The following is a 22,701-nucleotide window of genomic DNA, read 5'->3' as shown; positions in this document are numbered from 1 at the left end:
GACGGGGGCAGGCGGGCTGGGATCGAACGTGCGCATCCTTCCAACCGGGTCGCTTGGCTGCGAGTTCTCATCCGGCTTCATCCAGACCACGCCTAAAGCCACGTCTGTCGCATCACGAGCCACTGTGACCCTAAGACACCAGGGGCATAGATCGAGATGCTGGTTGCTCGTTTCGAACGCATTTACAGGTTGGCCGATCATTTGCGTTTGCGAGGACCGAATGGCGAGGAGTGGATTTTATCTCGCAGCCGCAGCCCACCAAAGAGCTTGGAAAACCCGCCTGACCGGTTCCCATGCCGGCATCCCAAAACGGCAGTGCGGGCGCAGACCTTTCAGCGGTTCGACGCAAGCGGCTATCTATGCCCAAGAGGCTGCTTGTCTGGTCTTGGTCATTGATGAGGCATAGGACGAGCGGCGCCTCGTTTCGGCGCGCGCAAGTCACAGCCACGCTTTCCGCAAAGTCTCATGCACTCAGATTCGATATTTCGCGACACTAACTGTGGCGCCAATTGACGCTGCGCAAATTTTATGTCACAGATGGTGCTGCGAAATATCGGGAACCCCGCATGACCAATGTCCGCACCTACAACAGTCCTCTGCGTGAGAAGAAAACGCGCGAGACGCGGGAGGCAATCTTGGTCGCCTTGTTCGAGCTGATGGATTCGGCTGGCGGCGCCCCGGACGAGATCGGCACGGAAGCCATCGCCCGAAAGGCCGGCGTGCAGCGGCGGACCCTGTTCCGCCATTTCGCCACCAAGGATGAACTGCTCGCTGCCTTCTGGCCCTGGCTGAATGCCCGGATCGGCGTATCCGCTTCGCCGGAGACGCTGCGGGAGATCGTCGAAGGTCCGCGCCTCGCCTTCCGCCGGTTCGACGCGCACGAATCTGCGATCCGTGCCGCGCTGCATTCTCGCACGGGTCGCGAAATGCGGATGGGCACGGTTGCCCGTCGCCGCGCCTGTTTTGCGCGCGCGCTGGGGACCGCCATCGCCTCCCTGCCGGCCGACGGGACCGCAAAGGTCGAGGCTCTGGCGCATCTTCTTCTATCGGCTTCCGCATGGGAGGTCCTGAAGGATTACGGCGGTCTCACCGGCGCCCAGGCCGGTGAGACCGCATCCTGGGCGCTCGAGGTGATCCTGTCCGCGGTCGCTTCGGGCCAATCTCCGGCGGGCACAACCTCGCAACCAAAGGAGACAGGCGATGGAGATTGAAGTGAATAGCCCCGACAGCGGCGAGACCCTCTGGGTCGTCGCCGACCGCACCCGCTTCCTCGGCGGTCTTTTCGGCTCCGACCTTGAACTGATCGAGGTCGAGGTTCCGCCGGGCTCGGGCACGCCGCCCCACACCCATGCTTCGCCCGAAATGTTCTATGTGGTCGAGGGCGAGCTGACAGTGCGCCATTTTGCGCCAGGCGGTTCGCCCAAGGCGACGGTCGCCGGGGCGGGCACTTCGATCCGCGTCGAACCGATGGCGCCACACAACTACTCGAACGACAGCCAGGCCCCGGTGCGCATGCTGGTGCTTGTAGAACGATCCATGATCGCCTTCTTCCGCGATATCGGCACATCCGAGCCGCAGGCGCAGCCCGATTTCGCTCGAATCGGCGCAGCCATGCAGCGCCACAACATCGACGCACTGACGATGGCGGCCTGAGGGCAAGATCTGCAGCACTGGCCGCGGAATTTTGAGTTCGTGGCAGTGCTGCGGCGGCGGGTCGACCATCTCACGCACCGGGTCGGATCGTTCCCGGCGCGCCGGCGTCGCCGTGCTTCGGATGCTGGTCGACATCATCGTCGAGCAGTCTGCCGGCATTGCGCAGATAGACGGGCCGCAGCCGAAGCTTTCATCGCGAGCATGATGAGCGCCCCGTTTTGCTTGGCGCACGAGCTTAACAAAACCTTGAAAGCGGCGGCGGAATTCGAACGATTTTTCTAAGAGTTGTTTGAAACCGACCTGCTATAGCTGGCCTCACACCCCCGATGCAGCATTTCGGACTTGCTGCAAGCGGGCAGGTGCTGCCGGTTCGTAAAGACCTGCTGGTGCGGAATATATCTTGTGTTTTCCGGGATGTTGGGCGCGTGAAGCACCCTGGCTGGAGGTTGGAATGAACCTGATCGCGAATTTCGCGGTTCTTGCATCGCGCCGCACGATTTTCGACGTGCCGGTATGCGATCTTGGATGGGACGACGCGCTCGTCTTCATCAACGAGCTTGCTTCTTTTCCAGTCGGCCAGACCGTCATCTCCTTCGTCAACGCACACAACATGCTGATGACGCTGCGCGACGGCGAATACCGAGATATCCTCCTGCAAAATCTCGTCCTGCCGGACGGCATCGGCCTCAACATCGCTTCCAAGATAGCGCATGGGGCGCCGTTTCCTGCCAATCTCAATGGCACTGACTTCGTACCCGCTCTTCTGACCTATATGGAAAATCGGCGCCGTGTCGGCCTGATCGGCGGCAGGCGCGAAGTCGTCGAAAAAGCCGCAGCGAATTTCCGCAAGCATGCGCCCTGGCACGAATTCATCGTCATCTCGGACGGTTATTTCGACAAGGAGAATCCGACGGAGCTCATCGACGAGCTTGAGCACCAGGACCTCGACATCCTGATCATTGGCATGGGCACGCCGCTGCAGGAAAAGTGGGCGCATCATCACATTCGCGCCGACCACGCCCGGCTTGTCCTGACTGTTGGGGCGCTTTTCGATTTCATCTCCGAGGTCGTTCCCCGTGCTCCGGAAACCGTTCGCATGATGCGGCTGGAATGGGCCTACCGGATGCTGCAGGAGCCAGCCCGCCTCTGGCGGCGATATGTGCTCGGCATCCCGGTTTTTCTGTTTTACGTGATGCAATACCGCTTCAATCGCCGCGAGCGCATCCTTAGCCAGGCGGGCAACGACAGCTCTCCATTGCCGGCACCGCAGGAAAGGGGCGAGGCGGCTCACTGAGTGCCTGCTTCTTGCCTCCGGCAGTTAACCATTTCTTTGCCATGTCTATTTAGAGTGCCTTAATCATCCGCTTCCTGCGGGCGTTCGGCTCGTGCGCGTGAGATATGGCGTCATGTATGACAGCAGGTTAAAGGGCAGCATTGATTGGCGCCGGCCGGCAACGACGGCGCAAGAAGGTGCACGAGAGCGAAATCTCCAAACGCCGTTCATTCGCCCCTCGGAGGCCGAACTGCTGAGGGTGATCGGCAAGGCACTCCAAGAGCAGCACCTGCAGCGGAACCGACCGCCCGAACCGCCGCATCTGGTCGACCGCATCGAGACAATCCTCGAAACAAGGCTGCGTGCCGCAAACGATGTCCGTTCTTTAGAGCCGCCGCACCATGGATTGAAGGCGGCTGCCGGGGCCCCCCAGGTGGATGCAGCAAATCCCGGCGCTCGTCCCGTTGGCCGCCGCAGTTTGGCCAAGCCGATCGGCACAATCGCAGTTGCTGCCTTGGTGGGCGCAGGCCTGCCCCTGCTGATGCCGGCCGAGCCCGCACATTTTGCGGCGCTGGCGGCATTTCATGTGAAGGCGGAAAAAGACGAGCGCGGCGCCGTGATCGCGGCAGCCGTGAAACGCCTGCTTTCCGACCGCACCATGTCTGCTGCCGTCGGGGCGCTGAAGCTCGATCGCGATCTTGAGTTCACCGGAAGCCAAACCACGATCGGCGTAGCACTTGATCTCATTTCGGGCAGTGGTGCAGCCGCCGACGCGGCCTCGCGCGCGGAAGCAGCACTTGCCCGAATGGTCGAGGCCAATGCGCATGAAACTGAGGGCACGGTTCACCTGAAAGTCACGACGGCCGAAGCCGCAAAGTCCTCACGGATCGCTTCCTGGCTTTCAGACATGCTGACGTCAAGCGCCCCTACTGCATCGGCCGAGGCAGGCGCCGGATTGCGCAAGTCCTATGAGGATGCAAAGGCGCAGCTGGCCGCCTTCACCGCAAGCAGCGGCGAAGGCAACGTCAAAGTCGTAAGTGATCTCCAGCAGCGCATCAACCAGCTTGACGCCGATCTCAAGATCGCCGAGCAGCGGATCTCGCTTGCCAAGCAAGAGAGCGATCGTCTCAAGGCGGCCAAGCCCGGCGATGTGCTGAACGGTTCCCTGCCGCTCGATGCGATCTCGCCTGCGCTGCAGGACGCGCGCGACAAATACGTGACCGGGAAGGCGACGCTGTCGCTGCTTTCGAACGAGCTTGGTCCGCGCCATCCGCGCCGTCTCGCTCAGCAGGCTGTCGTTGACGCCCTCAAGGACCAGGTCGAAAAGGAGCTCGCTCGCCAGGCGCAAGCGGCAGGTGCCGCGCTCAAGGCAGCCGCAGAAGCACGAAAGATGCTGACCGATCAGCGCAACATACTGATCGCCCAGAGCCGGGACACCGGCGTCGATCTCGCCAGGCTGACCGAACTGCGCGACAAGACAGAGGCCGCCAGATCGCGCATGGCAGATGCCGTTACGGCGACGGCTTCCGTCGCTGCCCCGATCACGCCCGTCAAGCCAATACAGACCACTGCCGTTGCCGCCGGCCCCGGGCTGCCGGTTCGCTCTGCCGTCGGGGCTGCACTCGCAATGGCGATCGGTCTTGCAGGCATGCTTGGGTTGCGCCTCCTGCGACAGCGCTCCGTTTCTGCCGAGACGCTGACGGTCCCGCAACAGCCGGAGGCGGCAGAAGGTGAACTCGAGCTGCTGCGCGATCGGCTGGCCGGCCTGCGCGACAGGCTGCAAACCCACGGCGCCGGCCATCGTTGACCTCGGCCGCGGCATCATAGCTCTTGCATTTGCCGTTTTTAAACAGGATACGGCGTTCTGAGGCAAACAGCGCGGCTGGCGAGAGCCTAGCTTGCGCGCGAGGCACGGCAGGAGAATCGCGTGACGACAGTGATTAATGGCAAGCAGGTAGCCGCGTCGATAATCGAAACAGTTAAGATGGCGACGTCTTCGCTGGAAAAGCAGAGCGGCGTAAGGACCGGCCTTGCCGTTGTGATCGTCGGAGACGATCCGGCAAGCCACGCCTACGTCAATTCAAAGAGCAGGATGGCCAAGGAGTGCGGCTTCAAGTCGGTGCAGCACACCTTGTCGGCGGCGACGACGCAGGAAGAGCTTGCCGGCCTCGTCTCCTCGCTCAACGCCGATCCGTCGATCCATGGCATACTCGTACAGCTGCCGTTGCCGAAGCATCTGAACAGCGAGCCGATCATCCAGTCGATCCTGCCCGAAAAGGATGTCGACGGGCTGCACGTCATCAATGCCGGCAAGCTTGCCACTGGCGACCTCGAGACCGGCCTCGTTTCCTGCACGCCGGCCGGTGCCATGGTCTTCGTGCGCCGAATGCATGGTGAGGACCTGTCTGGGCTGAGTGCCGTGGTCATTGGCCGGTCGAACCTCTTTGGCAAGCCGATGGCACAGTTGCTGCTCAATGCCAATGCGACGGTGACGATCGCCCATTCGCGCACAAAGGATCTGCCCGCCGTCTGCCGCAATGCCGATATCCTGGTGGCGGCGGTCGGCCGTCCGCAGATGGTCAAGGCCGATTGGGTCAAACCCGGCGCCACCGTCATCGATGTCGGCATCAACCGCATCGCCGCACCGGACAGGGGCGAGGGCAAAACACGGCTGGTCGGCGACGTCGCCTTCGAAGAAGCATTGAATGTTGCCGCGGTGATCACCCCGGTTCCAGGTGGAGTGGGCCCGATGACGATCGCCATGCTGATGGCCAATACCGTCATTGCCGCCCATCGCGCCGCTGGTCAGACGCCGCCGAAGTTTTAAGACCTATCGTGGTGCAGGGCCGGTCGAGGCCCTGACGATCAGCTCCGCTTTCCACAGCTCGTGGTCCGGATAGGAGCCGATCGCTTTGACGGTGCCGATCAGGCGCTGCGCAATCCGGGCGCCGGCGGCGCGAAGAGACGAGCGCGTCGTCGTCAGCGGGACGGAAAAATTCTCTGGCTTCAGAAGCGGCAGCTCGTCGTCATGGGCGATAAGCGAGAGATCCTCACCGAGCCTCAGGCCGGCCTGGTTCAGGGCGCGGATCGCCCCGAGCGCGAGCACGGTGCTGGAGCATAGGACGGCAGTCGGACGCTCCGGCATCTGCAGAAACTGCTCCATCGCGATCAGGCCTTGCTCGTCGGTCATCAGCGAGTGACTGACGCAGGTTCCCGAAAGGCTCAGCCCCCGTTCCGACAAGGCCGCGACGACGCCGTTCTTCCGGCGGATCGCAAAGTCGAGATGCGCCGGCCCGTTCATCAGTGCGAATCGCGTATGGCCGAGCTGCAGCAAAAGTTTCGTCCCATCGTAGAAGGCAGTCTCGTTGTCGATATCGAGATAGGGATAATCCGGCTCCGACCCGAACGAGCGGCCATGCACGATGAAAGGCATTGCCAGCGATTTCAGCATCGCGAGGCGCGGGTCGTGAGCGCGCATTGAGGCAACGAAAAGCGCATCGACATTGCCGCTGATCGCCAGACGGCGCAGTGCGGCCACTTCGTCGTCGGGGTCCGAAGGCATGATGACGAGGTGGAAGTCCTGCCGGACGGCTTCTTCTCCAAGGCCGGCCAGAAACTCGCCGAAATGTATATCCGATTGATGTCCGGGCGCCATCGGCATTACCAGTCCGATCGAGCCTGCCTTGCCGGTCGCAAGACGCTGAGCCGCCTTGTTCGGCCGGTACCCCGTCTCCTTGACGGCGCGAAGCACACGTTCGCGCGTTGCCTCGTTGACTTCTGGATAGCCATTGAGTGCACGGCTGACCGTCGTCTGCGAAAGACCGAGCAATTGCGAGAGCTGTTTGAGATTCACCTGCCGCGTTTCCTCCTCAGTGCCCTCAACACACACTCTCCATCCAAAGCGCTTTCAATTATGGAGCAACTGGGGCGCTTGACTCAAGGAAAATCGCTCCATATTTCCCTCAAGGTGCCGCTTCGACGGGCGATGCGGGCCCCCGGTTCCGCGGCATTCTCGAAATGTCTTGACTCTTTTCTGCCGAAAGTGAAATGAGTGTCAAAGCGCTTTGGAATTTGCTGCCGGTAGTCGGGAAGCGTCGTTGGGATTGTGATGGGAGGTTGATCACATGAAGAGAATTCTTTTGATGGGGGTTGCCATAACGGCGCTGTTTGCCGGGGCAGCTTCTGCTGCCGATCTGAAGTTTCCTCCAGGTCAGGATACGAAGTTCAACTGGAAGAGCTATGAGGAGTTCAAGGCCGCGCACGCCGATTTGAAAGGCGAGCCGCTGACAATCTTCGGGCCGTGGCGCGGTGAGGATGAGGCTTTCTTCCGCAGCATTCTCGCTTATTTCACAGAAGCGACGGGCATCGATGCCACCTATTCATCCTCCGAAAACTACGAACAGCAGATCGTCATCGACACACAGGCGGGCTCGCCTCCGAACGTCGCGATCCTGCCGCAGCCCGGCCTGCTGGCCGATCTCGCCAGCAAGGGCCTCTTGACGCCGCTGGGCGAGGAGAACGCCAAATGGGTGAAGGACAACTACGGCGCGGGCGACAGCTGGGTCGGATACGGCACCTACAAGGGCAAGGACGGCAAGGAGGGTTACTTTGCATTCCCTTACAAGGCCGACGTGAAGTCGCTTGTCTGGTATGTCCCGGAAAACTTCAAGGAAGCTGGATATAAGGTTCCGACCACGATGGAAGAGCTCCATGCCCTGTCGGACCAGATCGTCAAGGACGGTGGCGTTCCATGGTGCATCGGCCTCGGCTCCGGCGGCGCGACCGGCTGGCCCGCGACCGACTGGATCGAAGACATCATGCTGCGCATGAACAAGCCCGATGTCTATGACAAGTGGACCACGAACGAAGTAAAGTTCACCGATCCGGCCGTCGTTGCCGCGATCGAAGAATTCGGAAAGTTCGCCAAGAACGAGAGCTATGTCGATGGCGGTGCTGCGGCCGTTGCTTCGACCGACTTCCGCGACAGCCCGAAGGGTCTCTTCGCTGTACCGCCGAAGTGCTACCTGCACCATCAGGCTTCGTTCATCCCGTCCTTCTTCCCCGAAGGCACGAAGCTCGGTCAGGACGCCGACTTCTTCTATATGCCGACCTATGCGGCGCATGCCGACCTCGGCAAGCCGGTTCTCGGTGCCGGCACGCTCGTCACGATCACCAAGGATTCGAAGGCCGCCCGCGCTTTCGTCGAATTCCTGAAGACGCCGATCGCCCACGAGGTCTGGATGGCGCAGTCGAGCTTCCTGACGCCGTACAAGGGCGTGAACACCGCAGCCTATGCCAACGAGCAGATGAAGCGGGAAGGCGAGATCCTGACGACGGCCACGACCTTCCGCTTCGACGGTTCGGATCTGATGCCCGGCAAGATCGGCGCTGGCGCCTTCTGGACAGGCATGGTCGATTTCGTCGGCGGCAAGTCTGCCGAAGACACCGGCAAGGAAATCCAGGCCGCCTGGGACGGCATCAAGTAACGCGATTGCCGGTGCCGCGGGAAAGCCGCGGCATTGCTGGCCAAGAAATGACCGGGCCCGTCAAGGTCCGGTCGACGCCGGATCCTGTGATCAAACGCATAAAGAAGTTGACGGTAACTGGTGTCGGCCCTTCAACATAGACAAGGGTAGCACGGGAGGGACGAATGCTGTCGCAGATAGTTTCCGCGTTGGGCGTTGTGGTGGTGGCGGTATTCGCCTGCTCGGCCTACTTCTATTTTTCGAACAAGATCCTGGATCTGGCGCTACCCGTGAAGGATGGCGACATTCGTTCTGCGGCGCGCAATCTGAACCGCCGCGCGATGATCCGCCCGTGGCTCTTTCTCGGGCCGGCGCTGTTTTTGCTGGTCGTCTATCTTGTCTACCCGGTCGTGGCGACCTTCATCCTCTCCTTCTACGATCGCTCCGGCGAGCAGTTCGTCGGCTTTGCAAATTACCAGTGGGCCTTCTCGGATCGTGAATTCCGCCAATCGATCTTTAACAACATTCTCTGGCTCGCCGTCGTTCCGGCGGCCTGCACCTTCTTCGGCCTGGTCATCGCAGTGATGACCGACCGCATCTGGTGGGGCAACATCGCAAAGAGCATCGTCTTCATGCCGATGGCGATCTCCTTTGTCGGCGCATCCGTCATCTGGAAGTTCATCTACGAGTTTCGCGGCGGCAACGACACCCAGATCGGACTATTGAACGCGATCGTGCAGCTTTTCGGCGGGACTCCGCAGGTGTGGATTTCGGTGCCGTTCTGGAACAATTTCTTCCTCATGGTGATCTTGATCTGGATCCAGACCGGCTTTGCCATGGTCATCCTGTCTGCGGCGCTGCGCGGTATCCCGGAAGAAACCATCGAGGCGGCTGTCATCGACGGCGCCAACGGCTGGCAAATCTTCTGGCGCATCATGGTGCCGCAGGTCTGGGGGACGATCGCCGTCGTATGGACCACCATCACCATTCTCGTGCTGAAGGTTTTCGACATCGTTTTGACCATGACCAACGGCCAATGGAACTCGATGGTACTTGCCAACCTGATGTTCAACTGGATGTTCCGCGGAGGCGGCGATTCGGGCCGAAGCGCCGTCATCGCCCTCATCATCATGCTGGCTGTCACGCCGATCATGGTTTGGAACGTCCGCCGCGCCAACCGCGAGCTGGGAGGCCACTGAGATGACGCTTGCCAGAGATTTCTTCAAGATTGGCCCAGCTCGCCTTTTCGTGCACTTCGTCGTTCTGGTCATCGTGATCCTGTGGCTGATTCCGACGCTCGGCATCTTCATCAGCTCGTTGCGAGACAAGGATCAGCTCGTCGTCTCCGGCTGGTGGACGGCCTTCGCCGGCTCCTCGCGTACCGTTGCATCCCGCCTTGGACAGCCCGACCAGCAGAAGCAAGAGGGTGCGACCTATGTAATCGCCGGCAATGTCCTGGAGGGCCAGGAGGGGCGTTCGATCAGAGCCTTCGGCACGCGTGTCCAGCAGCCCGCTGCCTATAGCGCTGGTGAGACCGCTGACCTTGGCGACGGCGTCTCGTTGCTCGTCAACAGCGACGGCACCTACCGCTACATGAAGAATGCCCCCTTCGGCCCGGACGACGGCGGCCGGCGCGTCTACGTTTCGATCGCAACGCCGCCGGAATTCACGATGCAGAACTACCGGACGGTCTTGACGGGCGAGGGCATCGGCCAATCCTTCATCAATTCGCTGACGGTGACGATCCCTGCGACCATCATTCCGATCCTCATCGCTGCTTTTGCAGCATACGCCTTGAGCTGGATGGAGTTCCCGGGCCGCGCACTGTTGATCGCGCTCGTCGTCGGCCTCATCGTCGTGCCGCTGCAGATGTCGCTGATCCCGCTGCTGCGCCTCTATAACACGGTTGGCGCGGCTTTCGACGCGCCGTCCAAGACCTATCTCGGCATCTGGCTGGCGCACACGGCCTTCGGCATGCCGCTGGCCATTTACCTGCTGCGCGCCTATATCGCAGGGCTGCCGAAGGAGATCATCGAATCTGCGCGCGTCGACGGTGCCAGCGATTTCGAAATCTTCGTCCGCATCGTCTTGCCTCTTTCTTTCCCCGCGCTTGCATCCTTCGCGATCTTCCAGTTCCTCTGGGTGTGGAACGACCTGCTGGTTGCCATGGTCTTCCTGGGCACCGACAGGCAGCATCTCGTGCTGACCGGCGCGCTGAACGCGCTGCTCGGCTCGCGCGGCGGCAACTGGGAAATCCTGACGGCTTCGGCCTTCGTCACCATCATCGTACCGCTGCTCGTCTTCTTCGGGCTGCAGCGCTATCTGGTGCGCGGCCTGCTTGCCGGTTCGGTCAAGGGAGGCTGATCATACCAACACGACACATCCCGCAGGATAAGACATGAGCATAGCATCTCAATTCACTTCGACCGTCGACAAGGACTGGTGGCGCGGTGCGGTAATCTATCAGATCTACCCGCGCTCCTTTCAGGATTCAAACGGCGACGGCATCGGCGATCTGAAGGGCATAACCGCCCGCCTGCCCTATGTGGCAAGCCTCGGTGCCGACGCGATCTGGATTTCGCCCTTCTTCACCTCGCCGATGCGCGATTTCGGCTACGACGTGTCGGATTACGAGAACGTTGACGCAATTTTCGGCACTCTGGTAGATTTCGACACGATGATTGCCGAGGCCCATCGCCTCGGCATCAAGGTGATGATCGACCTTGTCATCTCACACAGCTCGGACCAGCACCCCTGGTTTGCCGAGAGCCGCTCCAGCAAGACGAATGCAAAGGCGGATTGGTATGTCTGGGCGGATGCAAAGCCGGATGGCGCGCCGCCGAACAACTGGCTGTCGATTTTCGGCGGCTCGGCATGGGCGTGGGATCCGCGCCGCATGCAGTATTACCTGCACAATTTCCTGACCTCGCAGCCGGACATGAACCTGCACAATCTGGAAGTACAGGACCGGTTGCTCAATGTTGTCCGCTTCTGGCTAACGCGCGGCGTCGACGGATTCCGTCTCGATACGATCAATTTCTATTTCCACGACCAGCAGCTGCGCGACAATCCGGCGCTGCCGCCCGCCCGCCGCAACGCTTCGACGGCGCCGGCGGTCAATCCCTATAATTTCCAGGAACACATCTACGACAAGAACCGGCCGGAGAACCTGGAGTTCCTGAAACGCTTCCGGGCAGTTCTGGAGGAGTTTCCGGCAATCGCGGCCGTCGGCGAGGTAGGTGACAGCCAGCGCGGCCTGGAGATCGTCGGCGAATACACCTCCGGAAACGACAAGATGCATATGTGCTATGCCTTCGAGTTTCTCGCCCCCGATCCGCTATCGCCGGAGCGGGTCGAAGAAGTGATGGCCGATTTCGCCGCCGCAGCGCCTGATGGCTGGGCCTGCTGGGCATTTTCCAACCACGACGTCATGCGTCATGTCAGCCGCTGGGGCTCGCTCGTCGCCGATCATGACGCATTTGCCAAGCAATATGCTTCGCTGCTGATGACACTGCGTGGCTCGGTCTGCCTTTATCAAGGAGAGGAGCTCGGCCTCACCGAAGCCGATCTTGCCTACCAGGATTTGCAGGATCCGTACGGCATCCAGTTCTGGCCGGAATACAAGGGACGCGACGGCTGCCGCACGCCCATGGTCTGGGACTCGCAGGTTTCCCAGGGCGGCTTTTCGACCGTCACGCCATGGCTGCCGGTGCCGGTGGAGCATATCCTGCGCGCCGTCAGCGTGCAGCAGGGCGACGAGAATTCCGTACTCGAGCACTACCGCCGCTTCCTCGCTTTTCGCAAGCAGTATCCGGCGTTTGCCAAGGGCGAGATCGAGTTCGAGCAGCCGCAAGGCGATGCGCTTGTCTTCACGCGCAGATATGGCAACGAGCAATTGCTCTGCATTTTCAACATGAGCCCGGTTGAAATCAACGTCAGCTTGCCGATGGGAGAATGGCAGGCATTGACGGGACATGGTTTCACCAGCAACAACTACGGCGACAAGATCGACATTCCGGCTTGGGGGGCGTATTTCGCCCGTCTCGCCTAAGGATCAGGAGGGGAGCATCAAATGACTGGACTTACTCTGAAGGAAATCCGCAAATCCTACGGCTCCGTGGATGTCCTCCACGGCATCGACCTGGAAATCAACCAGGGTGAGTTCATTGTCTTCGTGGGGCCGTCTGGTTGCGGCAAGTCCACGCTGTTGCGCATGATCGCGGGCCTTGAGAACATCACGGGCGGCGAGATGTATATCGACGGCCAACTCGTCAACGACGTCCCGCCGTCGAAGCGCGGCATCGCCATGGTGTTCCAGTCCTACGCGCTTTATCCGCACATGACCGTCTTCGACAATATGGCTTTCGGCATGAAGATCGCCGGCGAAAGCAAACAGGAGATCGACCGTCGCGTGAGAGCTGCCGCCGATAGCCTGCAGCTTACCAATTATCTCGACCGCCTGCCGAAGGCACTTTCCGGTGGCCAGCGCCAGCGCGTTGCGATCGGCCGCGCCATCTGCCGCGATCCGAAGGTCTTCCTCTTTGACGAGCCGCTGTCGAACCTCGACGCAGCATTGCGCGTCGCAACCCGTATCGAGATCGCCCGCCTCAATGAGCAGATGGCCGATACCACGATGATTTACGTCACCCACGACCAGGTCGAGGCGATGACGCTTGCCGACCGCATCGTCGTCCTGTCTGCCGGCCACATCGAGCAGGTCGGCGCACCGCTGGAGCTTTACGAGCGTCCGGCAAACCTCTTCGTCGCGAAGTTCATCGGCTCGCCGGCCATGAACATCATCCCCTCCACCATCAGCAAGGCGGGTCCAACCACGACGATCACGCTGAAGGGCGGCAGGTCGGTCACGCTCGACATTGCGACCCCTGTCTCCGAAAACGGCAAGACGGCAAGTTTCGGGGTACGACCTGAAGACCTGCAGATCGCCAATGGCGACGACTATATCTTCGAAGGCGAGGTCTCGATCGTCGAAGCGCTCGGCGAGGTCACGCTGCTTTATATCGAAGGCCTGGTGCCGGGCGAGCCGATCATCGCCAAGCTGCCGGGTATTACCGACATCAGGAAAGGTCAGAAGATGAGGTTCGCTGCTGATCGCTCGAAACTGCATCTTTTCGATGCCGAGGGCCACACTTACAGAAGCTAGCAGACTATTTCTGGGTGTTTCTTTGTGAGCGCCTGAAACGCAGCGATCATCACTTTCTGTTAAACATCCGCTGCTAGCTTTCCCTTGTAGTTATAAGGGGATCAGGGTCGTGGGTGCATCCAATCCATTGCCTTCAGGGCATTTTCTCAACAGGGAAGAATCCTTCATGTACGACCGCGAACAGCGGTTCAAAATGGAGGATACGATGAACGCAGCGCGCATCGAGTACACCGAAAAGGGCGTCATGCACATGGCGTCCCGGCGCTGCGATATCGTGCGAATTTCGATGAGCAGCGCGATCTTGGCGATCCTGACGCAGTTCACCCTGCCCAAGCAGTTTTATCTGGACATTCCCGATGCTCGCATCACCAAGGTCGGCTGCATGCTGATGCGGGTGAACACCAACAATACCATCGAGGTTCGCTTCCTGCGCCTGCTGACGCAGAAGGAAATGAACAAGATCTTCGTCTACAGCACGCATCCGGCGCATCGCGACTACGTTCTAGACGTTCGCGCCTGATCGGAGGTTTCCAAAATTGGACAAGCCCGCGATCCGTCGCGGGCTGTTTGCGTCAGTGGAAGAGGACGCTGGCGCCGTGGTCGGAGGTGCCGACGGCGCGGCGGAACGGAGCGAAGAGCTCGCGGCCCATGCCGAATTCATTGTCCGAAAGATCTGCCGTTACCGGCTCGCGGTCTGCCAGGGTGGCGGCATCAAGCAGGACCTCCAGCGTGCCGCGGATCGCATCGAGCCGGATGATGTCGCCGTCCTTTATGCGGGCGATCGGCCCGCCTTCGACAGCCTCCGGCGTGACATGGATCGCAGCCGGAACCTTGCCCGACGCGCCGGACATGCGTCCGTCCGTCAAAAGCGCGACGTGGAAGCCGCGGTCCTGCAGCACGCCGAGCGGCGGCGTCAGCTTGTGAAGCTCCGGCATGCCGTTCGCCTTCGGCCCCTGGAAGCGCACAACCGCCACGAAGTCGCGATTGAGCTTGCCTTCCTTGAAGGCGTCCTGCAGCTCCTGCTGGCTATGAAAGACGATCGCCGGTGCCTCGATGATATGGCGGTCCGGCTTCACCGCGGAGATCTTGATGACCGCCTTGCCGAGATTGCCGCGCAGCATCTTCAGGCCGCCATTTGCCTGGAACGGCGTTTCGATGCTGGCGAGCACCTTGCCATCATGGCTCTTTTGCGGTGCCGGTTCGCGAACCACAGTGCCGTTGTCGCCGAGGCGCACGTCGATCGTATAGGCCTGGAGACCCTGGCCGGCAACCGTGCGCACGTCGTCGTGCAGCATGCCCTTCTTCAAAAGCTCCTTGATGAGAAAGCCCATCCCGCCTGCGGCGTGAAAATGGTTCACATCCGCAAGACCGTTCGGATAGACGCGGGCAAGCAGCGGGATTTCCTCGGAGAGTTCGGCAATATCCTGCCAGGTGAGCTGGATGCCGGCAGCGCGTGCCATGGCGACGAGATGCAGCGTGTGGTTCGTGGAGCCGCCGGTTGCGTGGAGGCCGACGACTCCGTTGACGATGGATCGTTCATCGATCATTTCGCCGGCCGGGGTGAATTCGTTTCCGAGCGCGGTGATCGCCAGCGCGCGCTTTGCCGCCTCGCGCGTCAGCGCTTCGCGCAGCGGCGTACCCGGATTGATGAAGGACGAGCCGGGCAGATGGAAGCCCATGATCTCCATCAGCATCTGGTTGGAGTTTGCCGTGCCGTAGAAGGTGCAGGTTCCAGGACCGTGATAGGATTTGGATTCGGCCTCGAGCAGCTCGGCGCGGCCGACCTTGCCTTCCGCATAGAGCTGGCGGACACGAGACTTCTCGTCGTTTGGCAGTCCGCTGGTCATCGGCCCCGCCGGAACGAAGATCGAGGGCAGGTGGCCAAAGGAGAGGGCCGCGATCACGAGGCCCGGCACGATCTTGTCGCAGACGCCGAGGAACAGCGCCGCATCGAACATGTTGTGCGACAGGCCGATGCCGGCAGACATGGCAATCAGGTCGCGGGAAAAGAGCGACAGCTCCATTCCCGGCTGGCCCTGAGTGACGCCGTCGCACATGGCCGGAACGCCGCCGGCGACCTGGGCAATGCCGCCAGCTTGCGCCGCCGCTTCGCGAATGATCGCAGGATAGGTCTCGAACGGCTGATGGGCCGAGAGCATATCGTTGTAGGCGGTTATGATGCCGAGATTGGGCACGCGGTCGCCCGCCAGTGCATCCTTTTCGGAGGGGGAACAGATCGCAAAGCCGTGGGCGAGGTTGGCGCAGCCGAGTATCGAGCGACTCACGCCCCTGGAAGTGGCGGCCTGCAGGCGTTCCAGGTAACGCTCGCGCGTCGGTTTCGATCGTTCGACGATGCGGGATGTGATCGCGGAAATGCGTGCGTTAGCGGACATGGGAGGTATCCTGCCTTGGTTGGTCTCAAGTTTTACGTTCGGCGGCTCTGCCCGAAGGCTTGGCCTTATGGCGCCCAGTAGATTTCGACCGGGGAAGCCGCCCGGCGCAGAACGGCCCGGACCGGCATCTCGGCCTCTTCTCCGGTACCTTGTGCTTTCGCCAGCGCATCTTTCTTACCCGCGCCCTCGATGTGAAGCACAAGGAGGCCGGCATCGTGAAGGCTGGAGAAGGTGAAGGTCAGGCGCGGCTCGCCGGCGCCTTCCGCTTCCATCGTGATGATGCCGCGTGGCGTCGCCGGATCGAGCGCGGCGGCAAGGTTGCTGCCGCCGGGAAAGAACGATGCCGTGTGGCCGTCGCCGCCCATACCGAGGATCACCACATCGAACGGATTGCCGATCGCTTTCATCTCGGCAGTCGCAAGCTTTGCCGCATCTTCGGCAGAGGCTGATTTTCGATAGAGCGGCAGGAAGCGCGCCGCCTTCGCCTTGTTCTGCAGCAGATTGTTTGCGACCAGCAGATGGTTCGAACGCTCATTGTCGGCGGGAACGAAGCGCTCGTCAACAAGCGTGACGGTCACCTTGCTCCAGTCGAGGTCGCGGACGGAGAGCGCCTGGAAGAAGGCCTTCGGGGTCGAGCCGCCGGAAACGGCGATGCTGGCCGCTGCGCGGGCTTTGATCGCTGCAGAAAGCCGCTCCGTCACCTTGTCCGCAAGGTCATTTGCAAGTTCGGCTGCATTGGTAAAGTCATGCAAAATTGCTGCCATCGCTCGCGATCCTAGATGTTGTCGTGCCAGGTGCGGCCTTCACGCTCGATGAGCGCGATGGCCTGGCTTGGGCCCCAAGTGCCGGCGGTATAGCCTTGAACGAGCTGCCCGGTTGTCTCCCAACCCTTGAGTATCGGATCGACCCACTGCCAGGCAGCTTCAACTTCGTCGCGGCGCATGAAGAGCGTCTGGTTGGAACGGACGACGTCCATCAGCAGGCGCTCATAGGCGTCCGGATTGCGCACATTGAAGGCTGACGCAAAGCTCATGTCGAGCGAGACGTTGCGCAGGCGCATGCCGCCCGGGCCGGGATCCTTGATCATCAGCGATTGCTTGACGCCTTCGTCCGGCTGCAGGCGGATGATGAGCTGGTTCTGGTTGATGCGGCCGGCAGCCTGGTCGAAGATTGCATGCGGGATCGGCTTGAAGGTAATGACGATTTCGGACATGCGGCCGGTAAGGCGCTTGCCGGTACGAATGAAGAACGGAACACCCGCCCAGCGCCAATTGTTGATCTCAGCCTTGATGGCAACGAAGGTTTCGGTGTTGGAAACGCCGCCTTCGAGCTCTTCGAGGTAGCCCTTGACCGGGCCGCTGCCGGAGGCGCCGGCGCGATACTGGCCGCGCACGGTGACCTGCTCGACATTGGACGCATCGATCGGCTTCAGGGCGCGCAGGACCTTCAGCTTCTCGTCACGGACCGCCTCGGAATCCATCGATGACGGCACTTCCATGGCCGTCAGGCACAGGAGCTGCAGAATGTGGTTCTGCACCATGTCGCGCAATGCGCCGGCGGTGTCATAGTAACCGGCGCGGCCTTCGAGGCCGACGGCCTCGGCCACCGTGATCTGCACGTGATCGATGTAATTGGCGTTCCACAGCGGCTCGTACAGGGCGTTCGCAAAGCGCAGCGCCATCAGGTTCTGCACCGTTTCCTTGCCGAGATAGTGGTCGATACGGAAGATCTGCTCTTCCTTGAAAACGCGGCCGATCGTATCGTTCAGTGACAGTGCCGAGGACAGGTCGCGCCCGATCGGCTTTTCGACGACGATGCGCGTCGACTTGGTGATCAGCTTGTGTTCGGCGATCTTCTGCGAGATGTCGCCGAAGATGCCGGGTGCGACGGCGAGGTAGAAGGCGCGGACGCGGTCCTTGCCCTCGTCGAGGAGCTTCTTCAGCTGATCCCAGCCGCCGTCAGAACGCGCGTCTACGGAGACGTAAAAGAGGCGCCTGCAGAATGTCTCGACTTCCGCCTCGTCATACTCGCCCTTCTTCAGATGTTCCTTGAGGGCATCCTGAGCGAACTTGCGGTATTCGTCATCGGAAAGCGGGCTGCGCGAAGCGCCGATAATGCGCGTCGGCTCGCTGAACTGGCCCTCGATCTGGCGGTGATAAAGGGCGGGAAGGAGCTTGCGCTCGGCAAGATCGCCGCTGCCGCCGAAGACGACATAATCAAAGGGTTCGACGGGAATGATCTGGCTGCTCATGAGCTCTTCTTTCAATCAGGCTGGTTGCGGCCGTTTTAATCTAATCGATTTAAAAAAGCCAGTGTGCGATGCAATGAATCTGTCGGGTCCCGGTTTTAATGCGAATTGGCCCGGGAGGAAATCCCGCAGTTGCCCTTAAAACTTGTCGCGCAGAGCAAACCACGACAAGGCCAGGAAAAGCAGGGGCGCGCGCATTGCCGCGCCACCGGGAAATGCCGGAATGTCGAGCGCCTTGAAGAGCTCGAGATCGGTCGATTTTCCAAGCACCGTTTCTGCATAAAGTTTGCCGCAATAATTTGACAGCATCACTCCATGGCCCGAATAGCCGCCGATTGAGGTGACGCCGGGCATCACTTCGCGCACGAAGGGCTGGCGCGGCATCGTTATGCCGACGCTGCCGCCCCAGGCATGGGTGATCTCGATGTCGCGCAGGGCCGGATAGATTTCGGCGATCTGGCGGCGGATATGGTCGCTGATATCGCGCGGATTGTCGGCGGTATAGGCTTCCCGCCCGCCGAAAAGCAGCCGGCCATCCCTGGACTTCCGGAAATAACGCACGACGAAACGCGAGTCGGCGACGGCTTCGCCACCGGGAAGCACGGCAGGATATTTGTCGAGCGGCACGGTTGCGCCGATGAAGGAGCGGATCGGCATGACATGGCTTGCCGTCACCGGCTCCAGATTGCCGATATAGCCGTTGCAGGCAATCAGCGCGCGGCTGGCGGCAATCGTGCCCTTCGGCGTTTCGATCGTCACCTTGCCGCCGCTCTGGCCGATTGCGGTTGCCTTGGTCATCTCGAAAATCTGCGCTCCGGCATTGGCCGCAACGCTGGCCAGCCCGATCAGCAGTTTCAGCGGATGAATGTGGCCGGTGCCGATGTCGCGCACGCCGCAGTAATAGCGTTTGGAGCCGAGGCGTTCCTGCGTCTCTGCTTTGTCCATGAACCGCACGTGCGGATAATCGTAACGAGTGGCGGCGATCTCGGCATTTTCGTAGTAGAAGCGTTTGTAGCTCTCCTTGTGCGAGACGTTCATCTGGCCGGGCATGAATTCGATATCGATCTGGTGTTCGGTCGCAAAATCGAGCAGGTGTTTCTTGGAGGCCTCGGCAAGATCGAAGAGCGCTTTGGAACGCTCGTAGCCGATCTTTTCCTCCAGTTCCTCCGGCCACCAGCGCTGGCCGGTGCCGAGCTGCCCGCCGTTGCGACCGGATGCCCCGTCGCCGAAACGGCAGGCATCGATCAGCACGACCGAGACGCCGGCTTTCGCCAGATTGTATGCCGCCTGCAGGCCGGTATAGCCACCGCCCACGATGGCGACGTCGCATGTCTTCGATCCGTCAAGCTCCCGATAGGTCGGCCGCTCGCCCACCGTCGCCTGGTACCATGAAACGCCCGGCGCGATGGGGCTCTGCCAGTTTTCTTGCACCGTCATGCGGGCGGCCTCCTCACACGTTGAGCAGCAGGAATTCGCGTTCCCAGGGGCTGATCACCTGCATGAAGGTTTCGAACTCTCCCCGCTTCACGCCCGCATAGAGGCCGATGAATTCCTTGCCGAACACCTCCTCGAATGCCGGTTCGTCTTCCAAGAGCGCCACGGCTTCGAGCAGACCGCGCGGAAGGTCGATCGACCCCTCATTGGCTGCGTCCTCGGTCGGTGCCGTCGGTTCGATCTCCCTGGTGATGCCGAGAAGGCCCGATGCCAGCGAAGCAGCCAGGGCCAGATAGGGGTTGGCATCGGAACTCGGCAGCCGATTTTCGACGCGCCGTGCCTGCGGGTCCGAAACCGGCACGCGGAATGCGGTGGTGCGGTTGTCGTAACCCCAGGCGTTGTTGACCGGGCAGGACATGTCCGGCGCAAGGCGCCGGTAGGAATTGACGTAGGGCGCCAGCATCACAAGTGCGCTCGGCACATATTTCTGCATGCCGCCGATGAAGTGGAAGAACTCCTTCGAAGCCGATCCGTCGGCATTGGAAAAGACGTTCTTGCCGGTCTCGATGCTGACGACCGACTGGTGGATATGCATCGCCGAGCCCGGCTGGCCCTGCATAGGCTTTGCCATGAACGTCGCATAGATATCGTGTTTCAGCGCAGCCTCTCGGATGGTGCGCTTGAACATGAAGACCTGGTCGGCAAGCTCGATCGGGTCGCCATGGCGCAAGTTGATCTCAAGCTGAGCCGGTCCTTCCTCATGGATCAGCGTGTCGATCTCGAGGCCCTGTTTTTCAGAGAAATGATAGATGTCGTCGATCAGTTCGTCGAACTCGTTGATGCCGGCAATCGAATAGCCCTGGCCGCCGAGGATCGAGCGGCCCGAGCGGCCTTTGGGGGGGCGCAATGGATAATCCGGGTCGTCGTTGTTGGCGACGAGATAGAATTCGATCTCTGGCGCCACGACCGGCTTCCAGCCGCGTTCGGCGTAGAGTCCCATGATGCGCTTGAGGAGGTTGCGCGGTGTATAGGGAACCTCCTCGCCTTCCGAGTTGACGATATCGCAGATTACCTGCGCCGTCGGATCGGTCTCCCAGGGAACGACGGAAAGCGTCGAAAGATCGGGCATCAGCTTGAGGTCGCTGTCGCGAGGCTCGTAGCGGAAGCTCTCTGTCTCCTCTGGATATTCGCCGGATATCGTGTGGCGATAGATCGCCGAGGGCAGGGCCAGCGACGTATTGGACGTGAATTTCGATGTCGGCATCATCTTGCCGCGCGGAACGCCGGCAAGATCCGGGGTGATGCACTCGATGTCCTCGATGCCGCGTGCGCGAAGCCACTGCGCCGCTTCCTTCCAGTTTGCCACACCGCGCGAAGATCCGGGATCGGGGGGAATTTTCGTAGAGGCAGGCACGTTTCTGGCAGGTTTCAGCGTCGTCTTCTTGGGTGACATGACACACATGTTCGCGGTTGATCGGAAGGTCATCATAACTGGAGTTTGGCAATTGGCGAGGGGCGGCAGCGTTGACTTTCGCCAATCGATAGAAAAAGAAGGCGCCATTCACAGAAGGAAAACGGGATTGAGACTGAAGAGCGACGTGATCGTCATAGGCGCGGGCGCCGCCGGAATGATGTGCGCCATCCGCGCCGGACAGCGCGGTCGCTCGGTGGCCGTGCTCGATCACGCGAAAGCGCCGGGGGAGAAAATCCGCATTTCGGGCGGCGGCCGCTGCAATTTCACCAATATCCATGCCGGCCCGAAGAACTTCCTGTCCGCCAATCCGCACTTTAGCAAATCCGCCCTTGCACGCTTCACGCCTGCCGATTTCATCGCCATGGTCGACCGCCACGGAATTGCCTGGCACGAAAAGTCGCTCGGCCAGCTCTTCTGCGACAACAGCGCCAAGGACATCATCGCGATGCTGGTCGACGAGATGCGCGCGGCAGCTGTGCAACTGCGGTTGCAGACCGAAATACTGGCCGTTGAGAAAGAGGGAGACGGTTTTCGCGTCAGCACGTCCGAAGGCGAATACGAGTGCGTCTCGCTCGTCGTGGCGACCGGCGGCAAGTCGATACCGAAGATGGGTGCGACGGGTTTTGCTTACCGGATCGCCGAACTGTTCGGCCTCACGCTCGTCGAAACGCGACCGGGTCTCGTGCCGCTGACGCTCGATCCCGTCCTTCTCCAAAGCATTGCGCCGCTTTCGGGGATCTCGGCACCGTCCGAAATCCGGCATCAAAAAACCGGCTTCCGCGAGGCCCTGCTCTTTACTCACCGCGGCCTCAGCGGCCCGGCGATCTTGCAGATTTCCTCCTATTGGCGGGAAGGGGATGAGATCGCCATCGGTATCGAGCCGGATGTCGACCTTCTTGTGCACCTGAAGAAGGCCAGGCAGGCGAACGGCCGCCAGTCGGCCCAGACGGCGCTCGGTGAAATCCTGCCGAAGCGGTTGGCGCAATATCTGACGGAACGCGAAGCCATTTCCGGCAACATGGCCGATCTCTCGGACAAGGGGCTCATCCGTCTGTGCGATGCGGTGCAGAACTGGAAGATCAAGCCTTCCGGCTCGGAAGGCTATCGAACTGCCGAAGTGACGCTTGGAGGCATAGATACCGCTGGGCTCGATTCACGCACGATGCAGGCAAAAGGCGTACCCGGCCTCTATTTCATCGGCGAATGCGTCGATGTGACGGGATGGCTCGGCGGCTATAACTTCCAGTGGGCCTGGGCCTCCGGTTTTGCCGCAGGTGAATCCTTGTAGGCACGAATCTGAGCATGAGATTCAAGACTCGTTAAGAAGGTTGCGCCATCGTGTCCCAATGGCCGTTAGAAGAGAGCTTGCTAAATTGCGCTTTACCGGCAAACCATTTTGATGGATTGTTGAGTCTTGAAAGAAGTGAGGATCTTCGCATGAACAGGAACGCACGACGCGCCCGCGCCATTGCCATCGCTCAGGCAAAGCCTGATACGAAGCTTGCGACCTTCCGCTTCGTGATGCTCGCAACCGGTGCGACGGCAGCACTGGTGACCTTCCTGATCGTTCAGGGCTTCTGACACATCCCTTTCGTCATGC

At 60.9% G+C, this 22,701-nt stretch carries 19 protein-coding genes; 13 read left to right on the top strand and 6 right to left on the bottom strand.

Features of this window, described 5'->3' with window-relative positions; genetic code table 11:
* The first annotated feature begins 566 nt into the window (after nt 1-566).
* The 5 genes from EV130_RS09935 to folD all read left to right on the top strand — a co-directional run bounded on the left by EV130_RS09935 (nt 567) and on the right by folD (nt 5,753).
* Nucleotides 567-1,211: a TetR/AcrR family transcriptional regulator gene (locus EV130_RS09935; RefSeq protein ID WP_132660139.1), complete on the top strand. Its 645-nt coding sequence runs from the start codon at nt 567-569 to the stop codon at nt 1,209-1,211.
* Nucleotides 1,201-1,653 carry a cupin domain-containing protein gene (locus EV130_RS09930; RefSeq protein ID WP_132660137.1) on the top strand — a complete coding sequence of 151 codons (453 nt, stop codon included), beginning with the start codon at nt 1,201-1,203 and terminating at the stop codon, nt 1,651-1,653. Before EV130_RS09935 ends, EV130_RS09930 begins: the two co-directional genes overlap by 11 nt.
* 451 nt (nt 1,654-2,104) lie before the next feature.
* Nucleotides 2,105-2,947 (top strand): WecB/TagA/CpsF family glycosyltransferase, encoded by an 843-nt coding sequence (locus EV130_RS09925; RefSeq protein WP_074060238.1) that lies wholly within the window; start codon nt 2,105-2,107, stop codon nt 2,945-2,947.
* Nucleotides 2,948-3,059: 112 nt separating this feature from the next.
* The gene (locus EV130_RS09920) at nt 3,060-4,733 is read left to right on the top strand and encodes a GumC domain-containing protein (RefSeq protein ID WP_245520042.1); all 1,674 of its coding nucleotides are present in this window, start codon (nt 3,060-3,062) and stop codon (nt 4,731-4,733) included.
* 120 nt (nt 4,734-4,853) lie between these two features.
* Entirely contained in the window at nt 4,854-5,753 is a 900-nt protein-coding gene (folD, locus tag EV130_RS09915; RefSeq protein WP_132551929.1) for a bifunctional methylenetetrahydrofolate dehydrogenase/methenyltetrahydrofolate cyclohydrolase FolD, read from the top strand.
* Nucleotides 5,754-5,756: 3 nt separating this feature from the next.
* Here folD and EV130_RS09910 read toward each other — a convergent pair whose 3' ends face one another.
* Nucleotides 5,757-6,779 (bottom strand): LacI family DNA-binding transcriptional regulator, encoded by a 1,023-nt coding sequence (locus EV130_RS09910; RefSeq protein ID WP_074060241.1) that lies wholly within the window; start codon nt 6,777-6,779, stop codon nt 5,757-5,759.
* A 271-nt stretch (nt 6,780-7,050) separates the two neighbouring features.
* On the opposite strand from EV130_RS09910, the gene EV130_RS09905 reads away from it, so the two are divergent.
* The 6 genes from EV130_RS09905 (at nt 7,051) to EV130_RS09880 (ending at nt 14,072) form a co-directional block, all read left to right on the top strand.
* A complete protein-coding gene (locus EV130_RS09905; RefSeq protein ID WP_132660135.1) occupies nt 7,051-8,412 on the top strand; it encodes an ABC transporter substrate-binding protein in 1,362 nt (453 codons plus the stop codon).
* Nucleotides 8,413-8,576: 164 nt separating this feature from the next.
* Nucleotides 8,577-9,590 carry a carbohydrate ABC transporter permease gene (locus EV130_RS09900; protein ID WP_074060243.1) on the top strand — a complete coding sequence of 338 codons (1,014 nt, stop codon included), beginning with the start codon at nt 8,577-8,579 and terminating at the stop codon, nt 9,588-9,590.
* 1 nt (nt 9,591) lies between these two features.
* Nucleotides 9,592-10,755: a carbohydrate ABC transporter permease gene (locus tag EV130_RS09895; protein WP_074060244.1), complete on the top strand. Its 1,164-nt coding sequence runs from the start codon at nt 9,592-9,594 to the stop codon at nt 10,753-10,755.
* Nucleotides 10,756-10,789: 34 nt separating this feature from the next.
* Nucleotides 10,790-12,442, top strand: a complete 1,653-nt coding sequence (gene bglA, locus EV130_RS09890; protein WP_074060245.1) for a beta-galactosidase BglA — start codon at nt 10,790-10,792, stop codon at nt 12,440-12,442.
* Between the two features lie 21 nt (nt 12,443-12,463).
* On the top strand, nt 12,464-13,552 hold the full coding sequence (locus EV130_RS09885) for an ABC transporter ATP-binding protein (protein WP_074060246.1): 1,089 nt from the start codon (nt 12,464-12,466) through the stop codon (nt 13,550-13,552).
* Nucleotides 13,553-13,718: 166 nt separating this feature from the next.
* A complete protein-coding gene (locus EV130_RS09880) occupies nt 13,719-14,072 on the top strand; it encodes a hypothetical protein (RefSeq protein WP_074060247.1) in 354 nt (117 codons plus the stop codon).
* 52 nt (nt 14,073-14,124) lie between these two features.
* Here the strand turns inward: EV130_RS09880 and edd are convergent, their stop codons facing one another.
* From edd to EV130_RS09855, 5 genes are all read right to left on the bottom strand, one after another.
* A complete protein-coding gene (gene edd, locus EV130_RS09875; protein WP_074060248.1) occupies nt 14,125-15,945 on the bottom strand; it encodes a phosphogluconate dehydratase in 1,821 nt (606 codons plus the stop codon).
* 65 nt (nt 15,946-16,010) lie between these two features.
* Entirely contained in the window at nt 16,011-16,709 is a 699-nt protein-coding gene (gene pgl / locus EV130_RS09870; RefSeq protein ID WP_132551933.1) for a 6-phosphogluconolactonase, read from the bottom strand.
* A gap of 11 nt (nt 16,710-16,720) precedes the next feature.
* Nucleotides 16,721-18,196: a glucose-6-phosphate dehydrogenase gene (zwf, locus tag EV130_RS09865; RefSeq protein WP_074060250.1), complete on the bottom strand. Its 1,476-nt coding sequence runs from the start codon at nt 18,194-18,196 to the stop codon at nt 16,721-16,723.
* Between the two features lie 135 nt (nt 18,197-18,331).
* Complete coding sequence (locus EV130_RS09860) at nt 18,332-19,630, bottom strand: NAD(P)/FAD-dependent oxidoreductase (protein WP_132660133.1); 1,299 nt, start codon at nt 19,628-19,630, stop codon at nt 18,332-18,334.
* Nucleotides 19,631-19,643: 13 nt separating this feature from the next.
* Nucleotides 19,644-21,080, bottom strand: a complete 1,437-nt coding sequence (locus EV130_RS09855) for a glutamine synthetase family protein (RefSeq protein ID WP_074060252.1) — start codon at nt 21,078-21,080, stop codon at nt 19,644-19,646.
* An 88-nt stretch (nt 21,081-21,168) separates the two neighbouring features.
* Between EV130_RS09855 and EV130_RS09850 the strand changes: the two genes are divergently transcribed.
* Together EV130_RS09850 and EV130_RS32530 are read left to right on the top strand one after the other, a co-directional pair.
* Nucleotides 21,169-22,389, top strand: coding sequence for a BaiN/RdsA family NAD(P)/FAD-dependent oxidoreductase (locus tag EV130_RS09850; RefSeq protein ID WP_132552062.1), 1,221 nt, complete (start codon nt 21,169-21,171; stop codon nt 22,387-22,389).
* Between the two features lie 149 nt (nt 22,390-22,538).
* The gene (locus tag EV130_RS32530) at nt 22,539-22,682 is read left to right on the top strand and encodes a hypothetical protein (RefSeq protein ID WP_165918516.1); all 144 of its coding nucleotides are present in this window, start codon (nt 22,539-22,541) and stop codon (nt 22,680-22,682) included.
* The last annotated feature ends 19 nt before the right edge of the window (nt 22,683-22,701 follow it).

The sequence above is a fragment of the Rhizobium azibense genome, from assembly GCF_004342325.1.
In the GTDB taxonomy this organism is placed as follows: domain Bacteria; phylum Pseudomonadota; class Alphaproteobacteria; order Rhizobiales; family Rhizobiaceae; genus Rhizobium; species Rhizobium etli_B.
This window is presented reverse-complemented; position numbering and strand designations above follow the sequence as displayed.

Coding starts and splice junctions, on each gene's coding strand:
- EV130_RS09900 (WP_074060243.1), top strand. CDS start 8,577: ATGCTGTCGCAGATAGTTTCCGCGTTGGGCGTTGTGGTGGTGGCGGTA.
- EV130_RS32530 (WP_165918516.1), top strand. CDS start 22,539: ATGAACAGGAACGCACGACGCGCCCGCGCCATTGCCATCGCTCAGGCA.
- EV130_RS09925 (WP_074060238.1), top strand. CDS start 2,105: ATGAACCTGATCGCGAATTTCGCGGTTCTTGCATCGCGCCGCACGATT.
- pgl (WP_132551933.1), bottom strand. CDS start 16,709: ATGGCAGCAATTTTGCATGACTTTACCAATGCAGCCGAACTTGCAAAT.
- bglA (WP_074060245.1), top strand. CDS start 10,790: ATGAGCATAGCATCTCAATTCACTTCGACCGTCGACAAGGACTGGTGG.
- EV130_RS09935 (WP_132660139.1), top strand. CDS start 567: ATGACCAATGTCCGCACCTACAACAGTCCTCTGCGTGAGAAGAAAACG.
- zwf (WP_074060250.1), bottom strand. CDS start 18,196: ATGAGCAGCCAGATCATTCCCGTCGAACCCTTTGATTATGTCGTCTTC.
- edd (WP_074060248.1), bottom strand. CDS start 15,945: ATGTCCGCTAACGCACGCATTTCCGCGATCACATCCCGCATCGTCGAA.
- EV130_RS09885 (WP_074060246.1), top strand. CDS start 12,464: ATGACTGGACTTACTCTGAAGGAAATCCGCAAATCCTACGGCTCCGTG.
- EV130_RS09895 (WP_074060244.1), top strand. CDS start 9,592: ATGACGCTTGCCAGAGATTTCTTCAAGATTGGCCCAGCTCGCCTTTTC.
- EV130_RS09855 (WP_074060252.1), bottom strand. CDS start 21,080: ATGTCACCCAAGAAGACGACGCTGAAACCTGCCAGAAACGTGCCTGCC.
- EV130_RS09860 (WP_132660133.1), bottom strand. CDS start 19,630: ATGACGGTGCAAGAAAACTGGCAGAGCCCCATCGCGCCGGGCGTTTCA.
- EV130_RS09905 (WP_132660135.1), top strand. CDS start 7,051: ATGAAGAGAATTCTTTTGATGGGGGTTGCCATAACGGCGCTGTTTGCC.
- EV130_RS09920 (WP_245520042.1), top strand. CDS start 3,060: ATGTATGACAGCAGGTTAAAGGGCAGCATTGATTGGCGCCGGCCGGCA.
- EV130_RS09930 (WP_132660137.1), top strand. CDS start 1,201: ATGGAGATTGAAGTGAATAGCCCCGACAGCGGCGAGACCCTCTGGGTC.
- EV130_RS09880 (WP_074060247.1), top strand. CDS start 13,719: ATGTACGACCGCGAACAGCGGTTCAAAATGGAGGATACGATGAACGCA.